16 protein-coding genes and 1 tRNA gene are annotated in these 18,448 nt (G+C 45.7%); 15 read left to right on the forward strand and 2 right to left on the reverse strand.

Going from position 1 to position 18,448, the window contains the following annotated elements; all coding sequences use genetic code 11:
• The first annotated feature begins 60 nt into the window (after positions 1-60).
• From NT010_09350 to pth, 8 genes are all read left to right on the forward strand, one after another.
• Positions 61-2,367 carry a TIGR03936 family radical SAM-associated protein gene (locus tag NT010_09350; GenBank protein ID MCX5806253.1) on the forward strand — a complete coding sequence of 769 codons (2,307 nt, stop codon included), beginning with the start codon at positions 61-63 and terminating at the stop codon, positions 2,365-2,367.
• Positions 2,357-3,844 (forward strand): Rne/Rng family ribonuclease, encoded by a 1,488-nt coding sequence (locus NT010_09355; protein MCX5806254.1) that lies wholly within the window; start codon positions 2,357-2,359, stop codon positions 3,842-3,844. Before NT010_09350 ends, NT010_09355 begins: the two co-directional genes overlap by 11 nt.
• A gap of 26 nt (positions 3,845-3,870) precedes the next feature.
• Positions 3,871-4,854 (forward strand): 4-(cytidine 5'-diphospho)-2-C-methyl-D-erythritol kinase, encoded by a 984-nt coding sequence (gene ispE / locus NT010_09360; protein MCX5806255.1) that lies wholly within the window; start codon positions 3,871-3,873, stop codon positions 4,852-4,854.
• Positions 4,805-5,074: a septation regulator SpoVG gene (spoVG, locus tag NT010_09365; protein MCX5806256.1), complete on the forward strand. Its 270-nt coding sequence runs from the start codon at positions 4,805-4,807 to the stop codon at positions 5,072-5,074. The genes ispE and spoVG overlap by 50 nt, the downstream gene beginning before the upstream one ends.
• A 14-nt stretch (positions 5,075-5,088) precedes the next feature.
• A tRNA-Gln gene (locus tag NT010_09370) sits at positions 5,089-5,160 on the forward strand.
• Positions 5,161-5,179: 19 nt separating this feature from the next.
• Complete coding sequence (locus tag NT010_09375) at positions 5,180-6,115, forward strand: ribose-phosphate pyrophosphokinase (protein MCX5806257.1); 936 nt, start codon at positions 5,180-5,182, stop codon at positions 6,113-6,115.
• 82 nt (positions 6,116-6,197) lie between these two features.
• Positions 6,198-6,815 (forward strand): 50S ribosomal protein L25, encoded by a 618-nt coding sequence (locus NT010_09380; protein ID MCX5806258.1) that lies wholly within the window; start codon positions 6,198-6,200, stop codon positions 6,813-6,815.
• A gap of 8 nt (positions 6,816-6,823) precedes the next feature.
• Complete coding sequence (pth, locus tag NT010_09385; protein MCX5806259.1) at positions 6,824-7,381, forward strand: aminoacyl-tRNA hydrolase; 558 nt, start codon at positions 6,824-6,826, stop codon at positions 7,379-7,381.
• A gap of 22 nt (positions 7,382-7,403) precedes the next feature.
• Here the strand turns inward: pth and NT010_09390 are convergent, their stop codons facing one another.
• Positions 7,404-8,684, reverse strand: coding sequence for a diguanylate cyclase (locus tag NT010_09390; GenBank protein ID MCX5806260.1), 1,281 nt, complete (start codon positions 8,682-8,684; stop codon positions 7,404-7,406).
• 288 nt (positions 8,685-8,972) lie between these two features.
• Here NT010_09390 and NT010_09395 point away from each other — a divergent pair, with 288 nt between their 5' ends.
• The 7 genes from NT010_09395 (at position 8,973) to NT010_09425 (ending at position 17,223) form a co-directional block, all read left to right on the forward strand.
• Complete coding sequence (locus NT010_09395) at positions 8,973-10,502, forward strand: aldehyde dehydrogenase family protein (protein ID MCX5806261.1); 1,530 nt, start codon at positions 8,973-8,975, stop codon at positions 10,500-10,502.
• Between the two features lie 202 nt (positions 10,503-10,704).
• On the forward strand, positions 10,705-12,429 hold the full coding sequence (locus NT010_09400) for a thiamine pyrophosphate-binding protein (GenBank protein MCX5806262.1): 1,725 nt from the start codon (positions 10,705-10,707) through the stop codon (positions 12,427-12,429).
• A 119-nt stretch (positions 12,430-12,548) separates the two neighbouring features.
• A complete protein-coding gene (locus NT010_09405) occupies positions 12,549-13,820 on the forward strand; it encodes an FAD-dependent oxidoreductase (protein MCX5806263.1) in 1,272 nt (423 codons plus the stop codon).
• 46 nt (positions 13,821-13,866) lie between these two features.
• Complete coding sequence (locus tag NT010_09410; protein MCX5806264.1) at positions 13,867-15,261, forward strand: hypothetical protein; 1,395 nt, start codon at positions 13,867-13,869, stop codon at positions 15,259-15,261.
• A 20-nt stretch (positions 15,262-15,281) separates the two neighbouring features.
• Positions 15,282-15,758: a universal stress protein gene (locus NT010_09415; protein ID MCX5806265.1), complete on the forward strand. Its 477-nt coding sequence runs from the start codon at positions 15,282-15,284 to the stop codon at positions 15,756-15,758.
• A 167-nt stretch (positions 15,759-15,925) separates the two neighbouring features.
• Positions 15,926-16,933, forward strand: a complete 1,008-nt coding sequence (locus NT010_09420; protein ID MCX5806266.1) for a Nif3-like dinuclear metal center hexameric protein — start codon at positions 15,926-15,928, stop codon at positions 16,931-16,933.
• 38 nt (positions 16,934-16,971) lie between these two features.
• A complete protein-coding gene (locus NT010_09425) occupies positions 16,972-17,223 on the forward strand; it encodes a hypothetical protein (protein ID MCX5806267.1) in 252 nt (83 codons plus the stop codon).
• Positions 17,224-17,369: 146 nt separating this feature from the next.
• Here NT010_09425 and NT010_09430 read toward each other — a convergent pair whose 3' ends face one another.
• The gene (locus NT010_09430) at positions 17,370-18,038 is read right to left on the reverse strand and encodes a VPLPA-CTERM sorting domain-containing protein (GenBank protein ID MCX5806268.1); all 669 of its coding nucleotides are present in this window, start codon (positions 18,036-18,038) and stop codon (positions 17,370-17,372) included.
• Positions 18,039-18,448: the final 410 nt, after the last annotated feature.

The following is an 18,448-nucleotide window of genomic DNA, read 5'->3' on the forward strand; positions in this document are numbered from 1 at the left end:
AGAATTACCATTACACTTTTCTCTTCTTAATGCTCCATTCTTCATTGATTAAACCATATTATGAAAATCATACCCAATAATATCATGAAACCAGCCCGCTACACGGGCATTGAACCCAACAGGGTCATGAAAAATCCTGAAGAAGTCTCTGTCCGTTTTGCCCTTTGCTACCCCGATGTATATGAGATCGGCATGTCCTATTACGGATATTTTCTTCTCTATGAGCTTGCAAATACGGTGGAAGGGGTGTGGTGTGAAAGATGCTTTGCCCCCTGGTACGACATGGATGACTACATGAAGTCGAAAGACATACCGTTAAGCGTTCTTGAGTCCGGAACGCCGTTATATGCAATGGATCTGGTGGGCTTCTCCCTTTCCTATGAACTGAATGTAACAAATGTACTCAACATGCTTAAACTCGGCAAAATACCGCTAAGATCAGAAGACAGACAAGCCGGCCCTATTATCATCGGCGGCGGACCCCTTATGCTGAATCCGAGACCCTTTGAAAAGTTTTTTGATCTGATTGTTATCGGCGAAGCAGAGGAAAGCCTGGTTGAAATGCTGAATGTCTTTAAAAGTATAAAAGGAGACAACAGAGCAAATATTATCAGAGAACTGGCAAAGATCGAAGGTATTTACTCTCCTTTATATCCTAAAGAATCCGTAAAAAGGTCGTATATAAAAGACCTTGACGCTTCTTATCACCCGTTAAAGCCGCCTATACCTGTTTCCGGAAGCATCCATAACAGGCTGAATATCGAAATATCGAGAGGCTGCGGAAACGGATGCCGCTTCTGTATGGCAGGATTCGGATATAGACCATACAGGGAAAGATCCTTTGAAAGGATTAAGGAGATAATAGACATCTCAATTAAGGGTACCGGGTACGAAGAGATATCCCTTCTTTCATTGAGTTCCGGCGACTACAGCGCCCTTTTTCAAACCATCTCCTATATAAAAGAGCACCATAAAGGGGTATCCGTTTCATTGCCATCCCTGAAAATAGGCAGCATAAGTGAAGATGAGATTGGAGCAATAAGCAGCATTGCAAGGACCGGATTTACCTTTGCCCTTGAATCTGCTTCTCCCGGGATCAGATGCATGATTAATAAAAATATTGATGTTGATGTGCTTTTCAGGCAACTGCCTCTCCTTAAAAAGTGCGGCTGGAGAAGATTGAAAATATACTTCATGATAGGTTTCCCATGGGAAAAGGAAGAAGACATATCAATAATCAAAGAGATTGTCAGGAGTTTTGAACAGGCCGGCATGGATATAAATCTTGCAATTTCTCCATTTATCCCCAAGCCGCATACACCCTTCCAGTGGCTGCCCATGGAAGATGCAGATACTCTGAGAGAAAAGATGTCAGTAATAAGAACACTGCTGCGGAAAAAGGGTAAAACAGTAAAATACAGAGATGTTGCGACAAGCATGATCGAGGGGATAATTTCAAGAGGCGATGCCTCCCTGTCGCCTCTTTTTGAATACCTTGCAGACAAAGATGTAAGGCTTGAAGCATGGAGAGAATTTTTTAAACCGGAAGTCTATTATGAATGGTTCAATAATAACGGAATAGGCATGGAAAAATACCTCGGGAAAAAGGAGTTTGACAAACCTCTGCCATGGGAATTTATTGATACAGGTGTTGACAAGTCCTTTCTGATCGACGAAACAAAAAGTGCTGAACTTGGCAAGCTCACTACAGACTGTTATTCAGGTTGTGCACAGTGCGGCATAGGCTGTGAATCAGAAGTCAGGATTGGGAAATCACAAATCACAAATCTTAAATCTCAAATTTCTGATTCCGAAATTAATACGGTTCAATACGTCCAAAAGCCGGAAAATCCAAAGTTCACAATTACAAAAAAGTTTACGCTCAGATACGGAAAATATGGTAATGCAAGGTATATGGGTCATATTGACGCCATGGATATCCTGCTCCGGGCACTCAGGGTTTCCGGGGTTTCGATAAAAATGCACGGGAAATACCATCCTATGCCGAATATTGCCCTGTCCGATGCACTTCCCGTCGGGATCGAGAGCATCTGCGAATTAATGGAAATAGAGACAGAGACCGGCACTTTTTCGGATAAAAAAGTGCTAAAGGAAATGAACAGGATATTGCCTGCAGGTATGAAGATTTTAGAAATTGTTGAGAGCAACCTGAAATATATGGTAAAAGAATATACATATATTTTGGTCTCCGGTGAAAATGAAGGACTGGAAGATTTAAAAAAATGGAGAACCGGAACAAAAAACACTTTTTACCTTTGGAAAGGCAAGGGAATTAAAACATTTTGGCAAAAAGGAATATTTAGCAGGATAATGAAAGTAGAAGACAGGAAGATACATGGGATCTGAACTGATCATTAATGTAACATTCAATGAAATTCGTATGGCTTTTCTGGAAAATAGCATGCCTGTGGAATTTTTTATCGAAAGGAAAAACGATAAAAACATGGTGGGAAACATTTTCAAAGGCAGGGTAGCAAGGATTGTTCCTGGAATGGACGCCGCCTTTGTTGATGTTGGACTTGAAAAATCAGCATTTTTGTATGTCGGCGATATCATGCTGGATAAGGCTATGTACGAGGAATATGAAGATGCAGACCTTATTTTCCCCATTGAGATGAACGAAAGGATAGAAGGTGTATTAGAAGAAGGGCAGGAATTGATCGTACAGGTTTCAAGAGAACCTATAGGCCAAAAAGGAACTAAAGTCACTTCAAAAATAACGCTGCCGGGAAGACTGCTTGTTCTTATGCCGTCGACTCAGCATATCGGTGTATCAAGACGAATAGATCAGGAAGAAGAAAGAAAAAGACTGGCTGATATGTTAAAAGACATATGCCCGAAAGGGTTCGGTCTCATTGCAAGAACCGCTTCGGAAGGCAAAACAACTGAAGAGCTGTCGGCTGATCTTAACTTTTTAATGAGAATATGGGAGAGCATCCATGAGAAGGCAAAATATACAAGGGCGCCTTCTATACTGCATCAGGACCTCGGGTTGATATTGCGGGTCATCAGAGACCTCCATTCACACAATCTGAAAAAGATCGTAATTGACAATGAACCGCTTTTTAAAACTATTGAGGAGTTTCTAAAGGAATATCTGCCGGAAGAAAAATGCGAAGCAATTTATTTTGATGAAAAAGACCCCATATTTGAAGCATATGGAATTGAAATAGACATTGCCAAACTTATACAGAAGAAAATATGGTTAAAATCAGGGGGATATATAATAATAGATTATACCGAGGCATTGACGGTTATTGATGTCAATACCGGCAGGTATCTTGGGAAAAAAGGTCTTGAGGACACCATACTGCGAACAAACCTTGAAGCCGTGAAAGAGATAGCATACCAGATAAGGTTGAGGAACATCGGGGGAATTATTGTTGTAGATTTTATAGACATGGAGAGGAAAGAATCGAGAGATACGGTCTTTCAGGCTCTAATGGAAGCTCTAAAAAGGGACAGGATAAAAACTTTCGTGTATCCCATCAGTGAGATCGGCCTCGTCCAGATTACACGGAAAAGGACAAGACACAATATAGTCAACATGCTTACTGAAACCTGCCCGAACTGCGACGGTTCAGGCTATGTAAAATCAAGATACACAGTTTGTTATGAAGTACTCAGAGAAATCAGAAGTTTTTGCAGGAATGAAGAGGTGGATAGCGTGAACGTCTATCTATCCCCCGAAGCAGCAACTTTTATTTACGAGGAAGAGAAAAGTTCAATAGAGTTCATAGAAAATACCCTTAAAACAAAGGTTAATCTTATTGCCAATCCTGATTTCAGCATTGACAGGTTCCAGGTAGTAAAAGCATCGTAGAGCAACAGTACAGCAGGAAACGGAAAGTGAAAAACGGAAAAATAAGACAGCATATGCAAGGTTCAGAATCCGTAAGTAAAAGTGATTTGGCAAATCAAAATAAAGATGATGCTCAACATATTTGCATGTCCCCTGCAAAAGTTAATCTCTTTTTGAAAGTCCTTTCAAAAAGAGATGATGGTTATCATAATATCATAAGCATCGTGTCGCCTGTTTCTATTTATGATGTGATATATTTTAAAAATCAGGATGATGAAATTGTAACTGTAAAGGATAATAAAAATTGTCTTCCCGAAGGGCATGCAAATACAATATACAGGGCAGCAATGCTGTTGAAAAAAAGATATGGAATCAACAAAGGGATTAATATATACGTGGAAAAAAATATACCAATAGGCAGCGGTCTTGGCGGACCAAGCAGTAATGCTGCTGCTGTTTTAAGGGAATTACCGAAATTGTGGGGATTGACTATAGAACATTCAGATCTTGTGGAAATGGGGAAGGAAATAGGCGCTGATGTTCCTTTATTCCTTAGCGAAGGCCCATGCATAATAAGAGGAATAGGAGAGAAGGTATCGCCTATCAAACTACCCCGGTTATGGTACCTCATCATATATCCTGATATAGCGTTAAAAACCCCGGATGTATATGGAGGCCTAAAAATCGTATTGACAAAAGACAAAAATGATATTAAATTGAGGAAAAATTTTGAATCTGTTCAAGAAGTTGCGGATATCCTGGAAAACGATCTTGAGAAGGTCGCCATATTAATGTGTCCAAAAATTAAGACATTAAAAGAGAGATTAATTGATGCAGGCGCTTTTGGTGCGCTTATGAGCGGCAGTGGATCCTCGGTTTTCGGTATATTCAAAGATAAGGAGCAAGCAAAAAAAACATTGATATCTTTCGGCGATATGAAAAGTGCATTCATTGCACATAGCATACATAAGGGGGAGTTAAATGGATATAACAGATATCAAGATTTTTCCGGTAGAGGAGAAGCGGGTTAAAGCTTATGCATCAATTGTATTTGACAATTGTTTTATTGTGAGGGATTTGAAAGTGATAAATGGGGACAGCAAACTTTTTGTTGCAATGCCGAGCAAGAAAATGAAAGACGGTTCTTATAGAGACACAGTTCATCCTTTGAATAATGCTACAAGGCAGAAAATTGAATTAAGCGTGATTGAAGCATACGAAAAAGAGGCACACAGAAAACATCAGCAATAAATAATAAAAATTATTGGGGCGTCGTCAAATGGTAAGACACAGGCCTTTGGAGCCTGCATTTGGAGGTTCGAGCCCTCCCGCCCCAGAATTTTAAAGGAGCATTACGTGGATAAACTTAGGGTATTTACAGGAAACGCCAACGTTGATCTTGCATATAAGATATGTAAGTACCTGGACATTCAACCGGGTAAAGCAAAAGTCGGCAGATTCAGCGACGGTGAAATTCAGGTGGAAATTGTGGAAAATATAAGGGGGATGGACACTTTCCTCGTTCAGCCTACCTGCCCTCCCGTGAGTGACAATCTTATGGAATTGTTGATAATGCTTGATGCAGTGAAGAGGGCTTCGGCAAAAAGGATAACTGTAGTAATGCCATACTATGGTTATGCAAGACAGGACAGAAAGGTAGTGCCAAGAACACCGATATCGGCAAGGCTTGTCGCCAATCTAATCACACTGGCAGGCGCTACAAGGATACTTGCTATGGATTTACATGCGGGGCAGATTCAGGGTTTCTTTGACATCCCTGTTGATCACCTTTATGCTTTGCCTGCACAGTTTGAATACTTGAAAAAGATAGAAGGTGAAATCATCATAGTATCGCCTGATGCAGGAGGTGTTGAAAGGGCAAAAGAACTTGCCAAGCGCATGAATACTTCCATTGCCATTATTGATAAGAGAAGAGAAAAAGCGAATGTCTCAAGGGTTATGAACATCGTCGGTACTGTAAGGGATAAAATAGCAATACTTCTTGATGATATGATTGATACTGGCGGAAGCATTGTCCAGGCAGCCGAAGCGCTTATGGAAAACGGCGCAAGAAGTGTTTATGCTTGCTGTACCCATGCAGTGCTCTCAGGAAATGCAGTTGAAAGGATAAACAACTCGCAGATAAAAGAACTCATTGCAACAAACACAATCCCCTTGGTGGAAGAGGCAAAAAAGGTCGAGAAGATCAAGGTGCTTGATGTCTCTCCCATACTCGGTGAAGCAATAAAAAGGATACACAGGGACGAATCCGTTAGTTCTTTGTTTATATAAAAGCAGCAGACCCGACATCAGATTCAGCCGGAGACGGATCGAGTTTTAATTATTCATTAAGTAATAAAACCAGGAGGTTTAAATGGAAGAAATATTAATTGAAGCAAATGTCAGAAATGGCCATGGCAAGTCCCTTGCAAAAAAGATAAGAAAAGAGGGAGGTATCCCTGCAGTTTTATACGGCAGAGACATTGAATCGTTACCGATCACAATCTCATTAAAAGATTGGGAAAAACTCCGCAAGCAATTGAAAAGGAATACAATTCTTACAATGAAACTACCTGATAGCACCGGCACTGCAGACAGACCAGTCATGGTGAAAAACGTGCAAAGGACCGTAATAAGCAATACCATTTGTCATATTGATTTTTTGCAGGTTTCCATGAAAAGAATCATTGAGGTGGAAATACCCATCTACCTGACCGGTACGCCAATAGGATTAAAAGACGGTGGAATCGTTGAACAGCATTTGAGGACAGTTATGGCCGAATGTCTTCCGTCTCAGATACCGGAAAAATTTGAGGTTGATATTACAAACCTCGGTATAGGGGATTCCGTTCATGTTCACGAGATATCCATGCCTGGGGTTAAGCTACTTGAAAATCAGGATGTCGCAATAGTAACAGTTATCCACGCTGCCGGCGAAGAAAAGGCTTTAACCGAGGAAACCGTGGTAGCCGAAGAAAAGAAGGAAGGGTAAAAGTTTTTTTGTTTTTATTATGCGGTCTTGGTAATAAAGGTTCTGAATATCAGTTTACAAGGCATAATATTGGCTATCTTGTAATAGACAGGTTTTCAGAAAAATTCCATATCCCGGTAAAAAAAAAGGTCTGTGGCTGCAGAATAGGTATGCATGAAAATGTGCTTCTTGCAAAACCGGATACTTTTATGAACATCTCTGGCGCACCTGTTTCATCTCTTGCAGGGAAAATGGGTATAAAACCCGAAGAGCTTATTCTTATCCACGACGATCTTGATATGGATTTCGGTAAAATCAGGATAAAACTAAACGGGGGGGACGGCGGACACAGAGGCGTAAGATCCGTTGCAGATGCTCTGCAAACAAAACTCTTTTACAGGGTAAAAATCGGGATCGGCAGGAGTCCCTTCATGGAACCGGAAGATTATGTACTTTCCGGTTTCAGGGAAGAAGAAAGGGAAATACTGATAGAATCTCTTGACAGAGCAACAGATGCAATTCATACGTTCATCTTTGAAAGCAAAGAAAAAGCGATGAGCATGTTTAACAAGAAAGATATTTTGTAAAAAAGTTTTCCGCGGTGAATTTTTAAGGACTACCTGTATAACGCTGGAATCTGTTTCTGCCGTTCCTTTTTGCATCGTACATTGCTATATCAGCGTTTCTAACGAGATTTTCCGAATCTGTACCATCCTCAGGGTAAACGGCAATCCCGATACTCGCAGTAACAGCAAGTTGGTGACTATCTAAAACAAAACTTTTTTCAAAGGTTTCGAGAATCTTATTTGCCGTTGCATACGCATCTTCCGCTTTTATGATATCCGGCAGAAGCAGAATGAATTCATCTCCGCCCAAACGTGCGACGGTATCGGCTTTGCGCAGTACGCTTTTAAATCTATCTGCCACAGATCTAAGCAGCATATCTCCCACATCATGCCCCAGTGTATCGTTTACCTCCTTAAACCTATCAAGGTCAAGCATTAGGACAGCGAGTTTCAGTTGCCGGCGTTGCACATATGCAAGGGAAAACTGTAAACGGTCATTGAAAAGAAGGCGGTTGGGAAGTCCGGTTAAGGCATCATGGGTTGCCATATAAGCAAGTTCCTCTTCATGGAACTTCTGGTCGGTAACATCTTCAACAAACATAAGGAGTCTTTTCTCTCCGGCTTCCTCGAAAGGTATGCCAATAAAATTTCTTACTGTAGGTTTTTTGCCGAAATGGGATATGTATTTAACATTATCCATTCTGAAGGGCTCACCTTGTAATCCTTTTTTTATTTTATCGGCAAGTCCCACTTTCTGATATTCCTCGAGATTGAGCATGTTCGCCTCAAGAATCTGTTCATCGGTTACTCCACTTATTTTACGGAATGCATGATTGTAATAAACGATCCTGCCGCGGTCATTCATGACATATATCCCGACCGGTGAGTTTTGTATAATATCATGGGTTGCTATAAGTGCATTACGGAGATTCTCCTCGATGCGCTTTCGTTCCGAAATATCGAGCAGAGAAGTTATACTCTTCTTTGTTCCCGGGATTACGGCAACAGTCAGGAAAACATTCTTTATGTTGCCCGATCTGTCTTTAAAAAGGAATTCACAACTACCAGGCGAATTGTCTGAATCTGTCTCTCGCGCAGCATAATAATCCTCCATTCTTTCCAAATCTTCCTGAGAAACAAATTCCATCCAGGTTTTTCTGCCCTCAATTTCTTCTTTTTGATACCCCGAAAGTGTTTCAAATTCCTGATTTGCCATGGATATTAATCCGTCTTCCTCAACAATGATCGTTGCGGTACTCATTATCTCAAAAATTGTTCGGTATACAACCTCATCGCTTTTTATTTCAGTGTATTCTGCTGACATTGTAAGCTGAAGTATATTATTTTGGAATTTTCTTGTCAACTCCATTTATGGATAGATAAACAAACCTCTTTTGCAGGTCATCATTACCGGCATTATGCGGAAGTCCGCTTCCTAACAGTCTCTTTACTTGACAAATATATAACATGGTATACCATATATGGAGACAAGGGCAGACAAACTGAATGCGGAAAGATTGTGCCGGCAGGGCTTTTGTGCATTAGAAGTTATATAACAGGGGAGAAATAAGAGGTTTGACGCAATGCCTGCCCGTTAGGATGGTGAAAAGCTATGGAAGACATATTAAAAAAATTGGATTTGTCGGAAGAACAGTCCGGGGCAGGCATCGGTCATTGGTTCCCCTGCACAGGGGAGTTGCTCGAGGCCGTTTCTCCGGTCAACGGCCGGACCATCGGAAGGGTCCGCTGTGCTGATAAGGCAGATTGTGACCAGGTGATAAAGGAGGCCGGAAAGGCCTTCCAGGAATGGAAAACTGTTCCTGCCCCCAAAAGAGGTGAGGTTGTCAGACAACTGGGCAACGCCTTTCGCGAACAAAAAAAAGAATTGGGTGCCCTGGTAAGTCTCGAAATGGGAAAGATCAGGGCCGAAGGTGAAGGCGAAATCCAGGAGATGATCGATATGGCCGATTTTGCCGTGGGCCAATCGAGGATGCTCTATGGTCTTTCGATGCAGAGCGAGCGCCCATTTCACCGTATGTATGAGCAGTGGCACTCTTTGGGTCCCATCGTTGTCATAACTGCCTTCAACTTTCCTGTAGCTGTCTGGGCCTGGAATGCGATGCTTGCACTGATTGCAGGAGATACGGTAATCTGGAAACCATCTTCCAAGGTACCTTTCTCTGCCATTGCTGCCACGAAGATTGCCTGGAGGGTGCTGCATGACAATGGACTTCCGGAAGGCATTCTGAACCTTGTGATCGGAAAGGGCAGTTCTGTGGGGGAGGCCCTCATCAAAGACCGCTGTATTCCCCTCGTCTCTTTCACGGGCAGCGTACGGATGGGACGCCATATCGGAGAGAAGGTGAGTGCACGACTCGGGAGAACCTTACTTGAACTGGGCGGAAATAACGGGATCATCGTAGCCCCCAGCGCAGACTTGAATCTGGCTGTTCGGGCTATCCTCTTCGGTGCAATCGGGACTTCAGGCCAGCGGTGCACAAGCACGCGCCGAGTGATCATTCATGAGTCCATATATTCCACCGTCTCCAAAGCCCTGGTCAAAGCATACAAATCAATCAGAATTGGAAACCCTCTCGAAGAGATGACCCTTATGGGGCCCCTCGTGGACCGGGAAGCAGTGGAGGCCATGCAGGCAGCCCTCGCCACGCTTAAGGAACAGGGTGGCCATGTGCTGTATGGCGGAGAAGTCCTCTCGGGAGGAGGGATCTATGATGCAGGAACCTATGTAACGCCCTGCATCTGCGAGGCAAAGGCCGATATATCCATAGTCCGCGAAGAGACCTTTGCACCTATCCTTTATCTCATCCCGTACAAGACAATTCAAGAAGCTATCTGCTATCATAACGAGGTTCCCCAGGGTCTCTCCTCTGCTATCTTTACCAATGACCTGAGAGAAGCCGAGCTGTTCCTGAGTTCACAAGGTTCCGACTGCGGTATTGCGAATGTGAATATCGGCACCTCCGGGGCTGAAATAGGGGGTGCCTTCGGGGGCGAGAAAGACACCGGGGGCGGCCGTGAATCAGGTTCCGACGCCTGGAAAGCCTACATGCGGCGCCAGACCTGCACCATAAACTGGGGAAAGGACCTTCCTCTGGCCCAGGGTATCCGGTTCGAAACATAGCGAATCTCCGCAGACTTGCGGCCTGGGTCCTCTGCGGACCCTATTAAAGAAGAAATTTTCTGGACATATTGCTTCTCAGGAGGTAATTTATGGAACGTGTTCAAACCTTGTCGCAGATCCCGTTAGGGAAAACCGTGGTCAAAACTTTATCTATTGAGAACATGCCAAAGAACAAGTATTTGACCCCTTTGTGGAGCAGGCCATGAAAGGTGCCGAGATTCTCATACAGATGCTTTTGGAATATAAGGTCGAGGTGATCTTCGGGGTACCCGGAGATACCAGCCTGGCCCTCTATGAAGCTATCTATGATGCAGCACCTAAAATACGCCACGTAATGGCAAGAGACGAACGTTCCGCCGGTTTTATGGCCGATGCCTATGCACGGTTATCCAACAAGCCAGGTATCTGCGAGTGTCCCAGCGGAGCAGGTGCCCTCTATTCCATCCCCGGTGTGGCAGAAGCCAATTCTTCGTCGATCCCCGTAATCCTCTTCACCTCCGACATCTCTCTGGCAGACGAAGGCAGGGGAGCTATTACAGCTCTTGACCATCTCAGGCTCTTCGAACCTGTCACCAAGTGGTCCGGTTTTTTGAAACAGGTGGAAAAAATACCGGAAACCGTGCGAAGGGCCTTTCGGGTGGCCACCACAGGGAAACCTGGCGCGGTGCATCTGGCCTTTCCTCAGGAAACACTGTCAGGGGAATTCCATGGAGGCAGCCACGCCATTTTTTCTGAAACCGAGTGCATAGACTACCCGGCATACCGGACCAGGGGCAGCAGAAAGATCCTGGAGGAAGCAGCAAAACATCTCATTAAGGCTGTTCGGCCCGTGATCATCGCAGGGGGCGGCGCCAACCATTCCCAGGCTTCGCAGGAAATTCTCGCCCTTTCCGAATGGCTTGCCGCTCCGGTGGCAACAACCATCTCCGGCCAGGGGATCATGCCTGACGATCATCCTTTAGCGTTGGGAGTCGTCGGGGATAACGGATTTCACATGTATGCCAATCAAGCTGTTGAAGAGGCGGACCTTCTCCTCTACATAGGCTGCAAAAGAGGATCGGTCTCGACCATACGCTGGACCCTGCCCTCTTATCAGCCGACTCGCAAAATAATCCAGATAGACCTCGACCCGGTCCAGTTGTCGAACAATTTCGCCAACACTTTAGATGTGGCTGGAGATGCCAGGCTCGTATCAAAAGACCTTCTCGAATTACTGGCAAAAGAGGGGAGATCCCGCAAGCCTTCGCCGTGGGTGGACGAACTAAATCGGTCAAGGACCCGTTTCTGGGAAGAATCACAGTCCGACCTCAATTCAGACTCGATCCCTATTAAGCCCCAGCGCCTTATACATGCCCTGAACCAGAGGCTTCCTTCGCCATCCATAGTGATTTCCGATGCAGGTACCCCGACGCCTTATATTACACGCTTCCTGAAATTGCAGGGCGGAGGCTCCAGGTTCCTTATCCCCCGCTCTTTCGGAGGGCTGGGATATGCTATTCCTGCCGCAGTAGGGGCTTCTTTTGCCCGGCCCGGAACGCGCGTAGTTGCCCTTTTTGGAGACGGCAGCCTCGGTATGTCCGCCGGAGAACTGGAGACCCTTGTTCGGCTCGGAACACCGGCCGTGCTGATCCATTTCAACAACGGCTGTTTTGGCTGGATTAAAGCGTTACAGGCCTTGCATTGCAAAGGCAAGTTTCTCTCCGTGGACTTTACCCCCGGCGATATGGCTCGTGTCGCAGAAGGGTTCGGCCTCAAAGCGTTCCACATAGAGAGTCCGGAAGAATTAGAAGCAGGCCTGGATGAAGCTTTTGCTTCAAGAACTCCTGTTTTTCTTGATGTCGTAACCGAACCGGAACTGAGTGAACTTCCCCCTGTATACTCCTGGCTGAAAAAAGCAGGTAAAATCGGTGTGGAGGGGGCGACGTGAGCCCCAGTAATGAGTATCATCTTGTCTTTTGTAGCGACTTCTGTCGCGAGAGGGGGTGGCTCCGACAGCTTTGCTGGTGGAGGGGGCGACGTGAGCCCCAGTAATAAAAGGAGAACAATTTGAAAGTCGTTATCATAGGCGGGGGGTGGTCAGGATGCGCAGCAGCGATCTCCGCAAAAAAGCAGGGCGCCCAGGTCATACTCCTGGAACGGACTGACATGCTGCTGGGTACAGGTCTCGTTGGGGGCATTATGCGCAACAACGGCCGTTTTACCGCAACAGAAGAGTGCCTGGCAATGGGCGGAAAAGAAATCTTCAATCTTATTGATCAAAACTACCTTCACAGGGACATCGAATTCCCTGGTCATAAACATGCGTCCCTGTACAACGTGGCTACCATGGAACCTATTGTAAGAGACTTTCTTCTGAAAAAAGGGATCGAGATCCGCTTTGCCACCCGCATCGATAATGTGGTGATTAAGAATGACCATATCGAAGCTGTAACCGCAAGAATCAAGGGCAATAAGGTCCGTTTCGAGGGAGATGTATTTGTTGAAACCACAGGCACTGCAGGAGGTCCTGTCAACTGCACGAAATACGGCAACGGGTGTGCTATGTGCATTCTTCGCTGCCCATCTTTTGGCAGCAGGGTGAGCATTGCGGCAAAATGTGGCATTACTGAAATGGTCGGACGAAAAGGTGATCATATAGGGGCTATGAGCGGCTCCTGCAAGCTTCTTAAGGAATCCCTTTCCAGGGAGGTCGCCGACACCCTGGACAAAGAGGGGGTAGCCGTAATCCCCATACCTCCCTCAATGCGCAACGCAGAGAAGCTTGCAATGAAGGCCTGTCAGCAATATGCCCTTCCGGAATTCCTTGACAATATTATCCTTTTGAATACGGGCCACGCAAAACTTATGACCTCCTACATCCCTCTCGATTCCCTCAGGCAGGTCCCGGGTATGGAATGCGCGCGTTATGAAGACCCTTATGCCGGCGGTCTCGGCAATTCCATCAGGTATATCGGCATGTCGCCCAGGGATGACGCACTCAAGGTCCTCGGGGTGGAGAATCTTTTCTGCGCCGGAGAAAAGGCAGGACTCCTGGTTGGTCACACCGAAGCCATCATTACCGGCACACTTGCAGGTTACAATGCTGCAAAACAAGCAAAGAAGGAGAAACCTCTGGTTCTTCCACCTGCCCTTGCCATCGGCGACGCAATTGCCTACGTTCGCGACCAGATGGCCACAGAAGAGGGACTGGGATATAAATATACCTTCTCCGGGTCGGTTTACTTTGAACGGATGAGGGAGAATAATTTTTACACAACGGACATTAATAAGATTCGAAAGCGGGTAGACGAAGCGGGTTTGACGGACATTTTTTCCTGAGACAGTAACCGGAAGTCATTAGTCTACACTATACAAGAGGTCTAACATGGTTGAATTAACAGCAGCACACTGGATTTATGCTCTCTTTGTTGTTCTCGTATTAGTGGCCATGGCTTACAGGCTGGATCCACCCCTGGTCTGTATTGTCGGTTCTTTTACTCTCTCCTGGGTAATTACAGGAAATATCATAAAGGCAGTGCAGGCAGTCTTCAACTCGATCAATGTGGCTTTCAATGAACTTCTGGGTACGGTGGTGATAATTTCGATGATTGTCTCCATGGCTAAAATGCTTGAGGAATGCGGACTTGCTGAAATGATGTTCCACCCTGTTCGCAAACTGATTAAATCCCCGAGCATTGCTTTCTGGGTTATGGGCTTTGTGATTCTGGCAGTTGCCTGGATCATATGGCCCTCTCCTGCAATTGCCCTCGTAGGCGCTCTGCTGCTCCCGGCTGCCGTAGAGGTTGGACTTCCCCCTATCTCCGCAGCCATGGCCATCAGCATGTTCGGGTACGGTTGTGCACTCACCACAGACTTCATAATACAAGGCGCGCCGGCCATAACATCCAAGGCATCAGGCGTTCCCGTGGAAGATATCATGGCTAAAAGCGTCCCCATGCTCATTGCCTGGGCTGTGATCGCCCTGCCGCTTTCCTTCATATCGGCTAAGAAGGACATCAAAGCCAATGCAGGCAAACCGATCAAATGGGCACCCTTCGAAATCTCCGCAGAAGCTATGGCAGAGAGACAAAAGTGGAGTAAAGCAGCCCCTATCTTTAAGAAGTCAGCCATCTGGATCATTGTAATCCTCTTTTGTCTCGACGTGGCGGGAATGCTGGCCTTCAAGCTGCGCGGAGGTGATGCTACGGCTTTATTAGGAGGCACCGTCGGTCTCATCATGGTGATCGTCAGTTTCGGGGTCTACAAAATGGAGGGTTTCGGAAAACTGGCAGACCATACACGTGCAGGTTTTATGTTCGGGGTGCGCATCTTTGCACCGGTTTTTTTGATCGCAAGTTTTTTCTTTATGGGTGCTCCCGGAACAGCAAAAGCGGTCTTCGGAGAAGGAGCACGGGGTCTTCTCTTTGATCTTGGCCAAGCCTTGGCAAACATGGTGCCTTTGAGCCGCATTCCGGTGGCGATTGTACAGGGCGTGGTTGGAGGTATCACGGGATTGGACGGTTCAGGATTCGCAGGGCTACCGTTAATGGGTACATTAGCCCAGGCTCTCGGTGGACCTACCCATCTTAATGTGGCAACGTTAGGCGCGCTGGGACAGTTTTTTGCAGTGTGCGTTGGGGGAGGAACAATTATCCCCTGGGCAATTATTCCGGCCGCTGCCATAACCGGTACGGACCCGATTGAGATTGCCAGACGCAATCTTTGGCCCACCATGCTCGGGTTTATAGGTGTTATCATCGTGGCCATCTTCATGCTATGACAGTTTAACAGGGGGTGTTTATGATAACCTATAAGAACATACTTTTTTCCACGGATTTTTCCGAAAATGCCAGGGCTGCTATCCCATTTGCAGTAGACTTGGCAAAGAAATACGGCGCAACGCTCCATGTTGTCCATGTATATCTTGAGGCAGGCCACATCGCAGAGTTTGAAGCACCTACTCACGGCGAGGGGGGACTCAGGATGGTTCAGCCTGCCGGAACAGAAGCAGAAAGGAAACTGCAAGCACTATGCGAAGAAATATCCCGTGAAATAGGATCTTGCAAGAGCCGGTTGCTTCGGGGCAAACCAGCCGCAGAAATTGTCCGATATGCAAAAGAAGCGGCGATAGACCTAATCGTTATGTCGAGCCATGGTTTGACAGGTTTTGAGCACGTCCTCTTCGGGAGCACGGCAGAGAAGGTTCTTCGGGAGAGCCCGTGCAACGTATACATTATAAAACGTGTTGACAGTTCCATTGATACGGCGATAAACTGAAGGGGCGATCATGCTTATGGCGACGCAGGAAACCCCCGTATTAAGACAGATTAAATAAACATAAATGGAGGATTTGAATAATGAGATTAGTAAAGAGTAAGATTTCCGTTCTGCTTGTCACAGTTGTCCTGATGTCTTTGGCCGGCATGGCCTTTGGGGCCGATAAAATATACACGGTCACTGACGTTAACGAAGCCCTCAATGTCATCACCAATGGCAGGGTAATTATGAAGACAGAGACCGCCTTTGGTACAGGAAGCCCTTTCGTGGTGACCAAAAGTTCTAATATCCCGGGAAAAGCCATCACGGAAACCCCTGGGTTGGTCGTTGGCAATCCGAAGTTAATCGTGAAGAAGATCGCAGTGGGAATGACACTTACAGAAAGCGCTATTGAGCTGGCAGGCGCCACCGGCGTAGACGCCATTGTGCTCCACCATCCTGTGGCAGATGCGGCAAGCAGCGGAGGGGTTCCCCTTCGGAACTACTCTGTGCTTTACGGGCTGGCTATATTCGAAGTTCATGAAGCCTTCCACGGCCGCCATCCAGGTATCGCCTGGATGCACGGCCATGTACCCTTCAAATCGGATATTCACTATGGCGGCATACCCGGAAACGTAGTTTTTGTGGGAAAACCTCTTCCTGATGTAAAGAAGCTTGGCGACATCGTTGATCGGTTAACTGTCCTTGCCGATTTGTCCCGGGAAAAAACAATACTGAAAAGCGAACAGGAACAGAGGCAGTCGCCGGCCATACAGGAAGCCAACATAGCCGCAGCTCCGGAGATCCTCCTCGGAACACGGGAAAGCAAAGTAGGAACAATCCTGCACATCTTCCCCCACACCGGATTTACACCCCAGCATATGCGCCAGCTTAAAAAGGACTACCCTGACATCGATACGGTGGTCGTTTCAATCAGCCGCGTGAAAAAAGACAATCCTCTGGTAGCAACAGCCAAAGAACTCGGATTGACCATGGTGCTCGGGAATTCCCACGCCTTAGAGATCGTGGAGAACGGCGTACCCCTTGCCTACGCATTGAAAAGTCTGCTCCCTGGAGTTGAAGTGGTTTTATTTCGGGAGAGGATGACTTCAGCTCCCGTAGATGTTTTTGGTTCTAAAGCAATGAGGGATTATGGTCAGGAAATGGCCGGCAAGTATCTTGTGCCGAAGAAGTAATCGCCGGTATCTGTGAGCCGTAAGGGACAGGCAGGCAATTGGCAGTTCGGAGTCTACTCCGACTGACCGATTCCCCGCCTTACGGCGAATGCGGCGAATTCCGTTTACGCCGCAGGCAGCAAGACAGCCATGAACTTGCCTATGCAACAGCCAGGGCTCGGACCACAGGGTTTGATGCAGTCCAGAACACCGATTGCCAAATGAAAGCTGGCATAATTGCCGAAGATACAGTTTCGTTTGTTGCAGGAAGTACATCGCAGAAATGGATTTCTGAATCGAATCAATTTTAAAAATTGTGAGCTTCACCTGCTCATCCTTGATTTCAGTGATGAGCTCATACTGGTAATTACAACATGAAACACATAGATAAATATTTAAAAAGGCAGAGCCATTTCTGGCTCTGCCTTAAGAATACTGTATTTGTTAATTGGTTTGTTTAGATTTTCTTGAATCTCCGGAATCCGACAAGACCAATTAAACTGGAGCCGAGCAGCCAAACGCTTGGTGGCAGGGGAACAGATGAAGCGGTACCTTGAAGACCGGACACCAACAGACCGCTTGGGTTACCCCAATAATAATCACCGGAATAGTTAGTAACTTTAAATTCTAATGTGTTGATTCCATTTATGAAGTTCGGTCCCGTTAACAAAAAAGATTCCAAACTACCGAACCCGCCGACAGTCGCCATTGATTTACCGTTTAATAAAAGCTCCGCACTATTGTCCGCTGCCCATTTGCCGCTAATGCTTGCAGAATTAGGATTTAGGCCTGTAAGGCTGAAATTGAGTTTGTAGCTATAAGCACCTTCAGGGTCACTACTTAATCCTGCTGCATGGGCTTGAGGGCCAATCCAATTAGATTCTGGTGGGGGTGGCAACCAGGCGCCAGAGGCATATGGAACCACCGTGGTTATTCCAGATGCAAGAGGACTGACAGAAGATAAAATATAATGTGTTTCGACATCGCCAGTGGCCAGTGCTTTGCCTGCATCATTAACACCCGTATCATATAATCCGGAAATGGAAATCATGTCAGCAAAAACAGGCAAAGTAATACCGAGGAAAAGAATTGTTGTACTCACAAACATTACTAAATGCCGTTTCATAGAAAATCTCCTTTTTGATATGAGTTTTTTATCACATAAATAAATAAGTCTTGTATAGAGGTCATTACTTATATTCACCATGCATAATTTAACAAAATTGCAAAGCGTGGGCTGGTTGTGGTCTCTCTTGAGCAGGTTTTCGGTTCACTGACATGGATTGTGCCACATGTTGGGTTCTGACTACAGGTCGAGCTTGGGTTGCACTCTTTACGGCGCCAGTCATGAGACCTCCTTTTGGTGTACCTTCATACTCCTATTAGTTTTTTATCGGAATGAAAATAAATTAACTTAAGGGTAAAATTTACTGGTTGGAGATAATCACTTTGATTGCAGAAAGGCATGGCCAGAAGGCTCTGCCTTTTTTTATTCATACGGCCACGATTATTACCCACAAGATCGCATGGCAAAAG

The sequence above is a fragment of the Pseudomonadota bacterium genome (genome assembly GCA_026388275.1).
In the GTDB taxonomy this organism is placed as follows: Bacteria; Desulfobacterota; Syntrophorhabdia; order Syntrophorhabdales; family Syntrophorhabdaceae; genus JAPLKB01.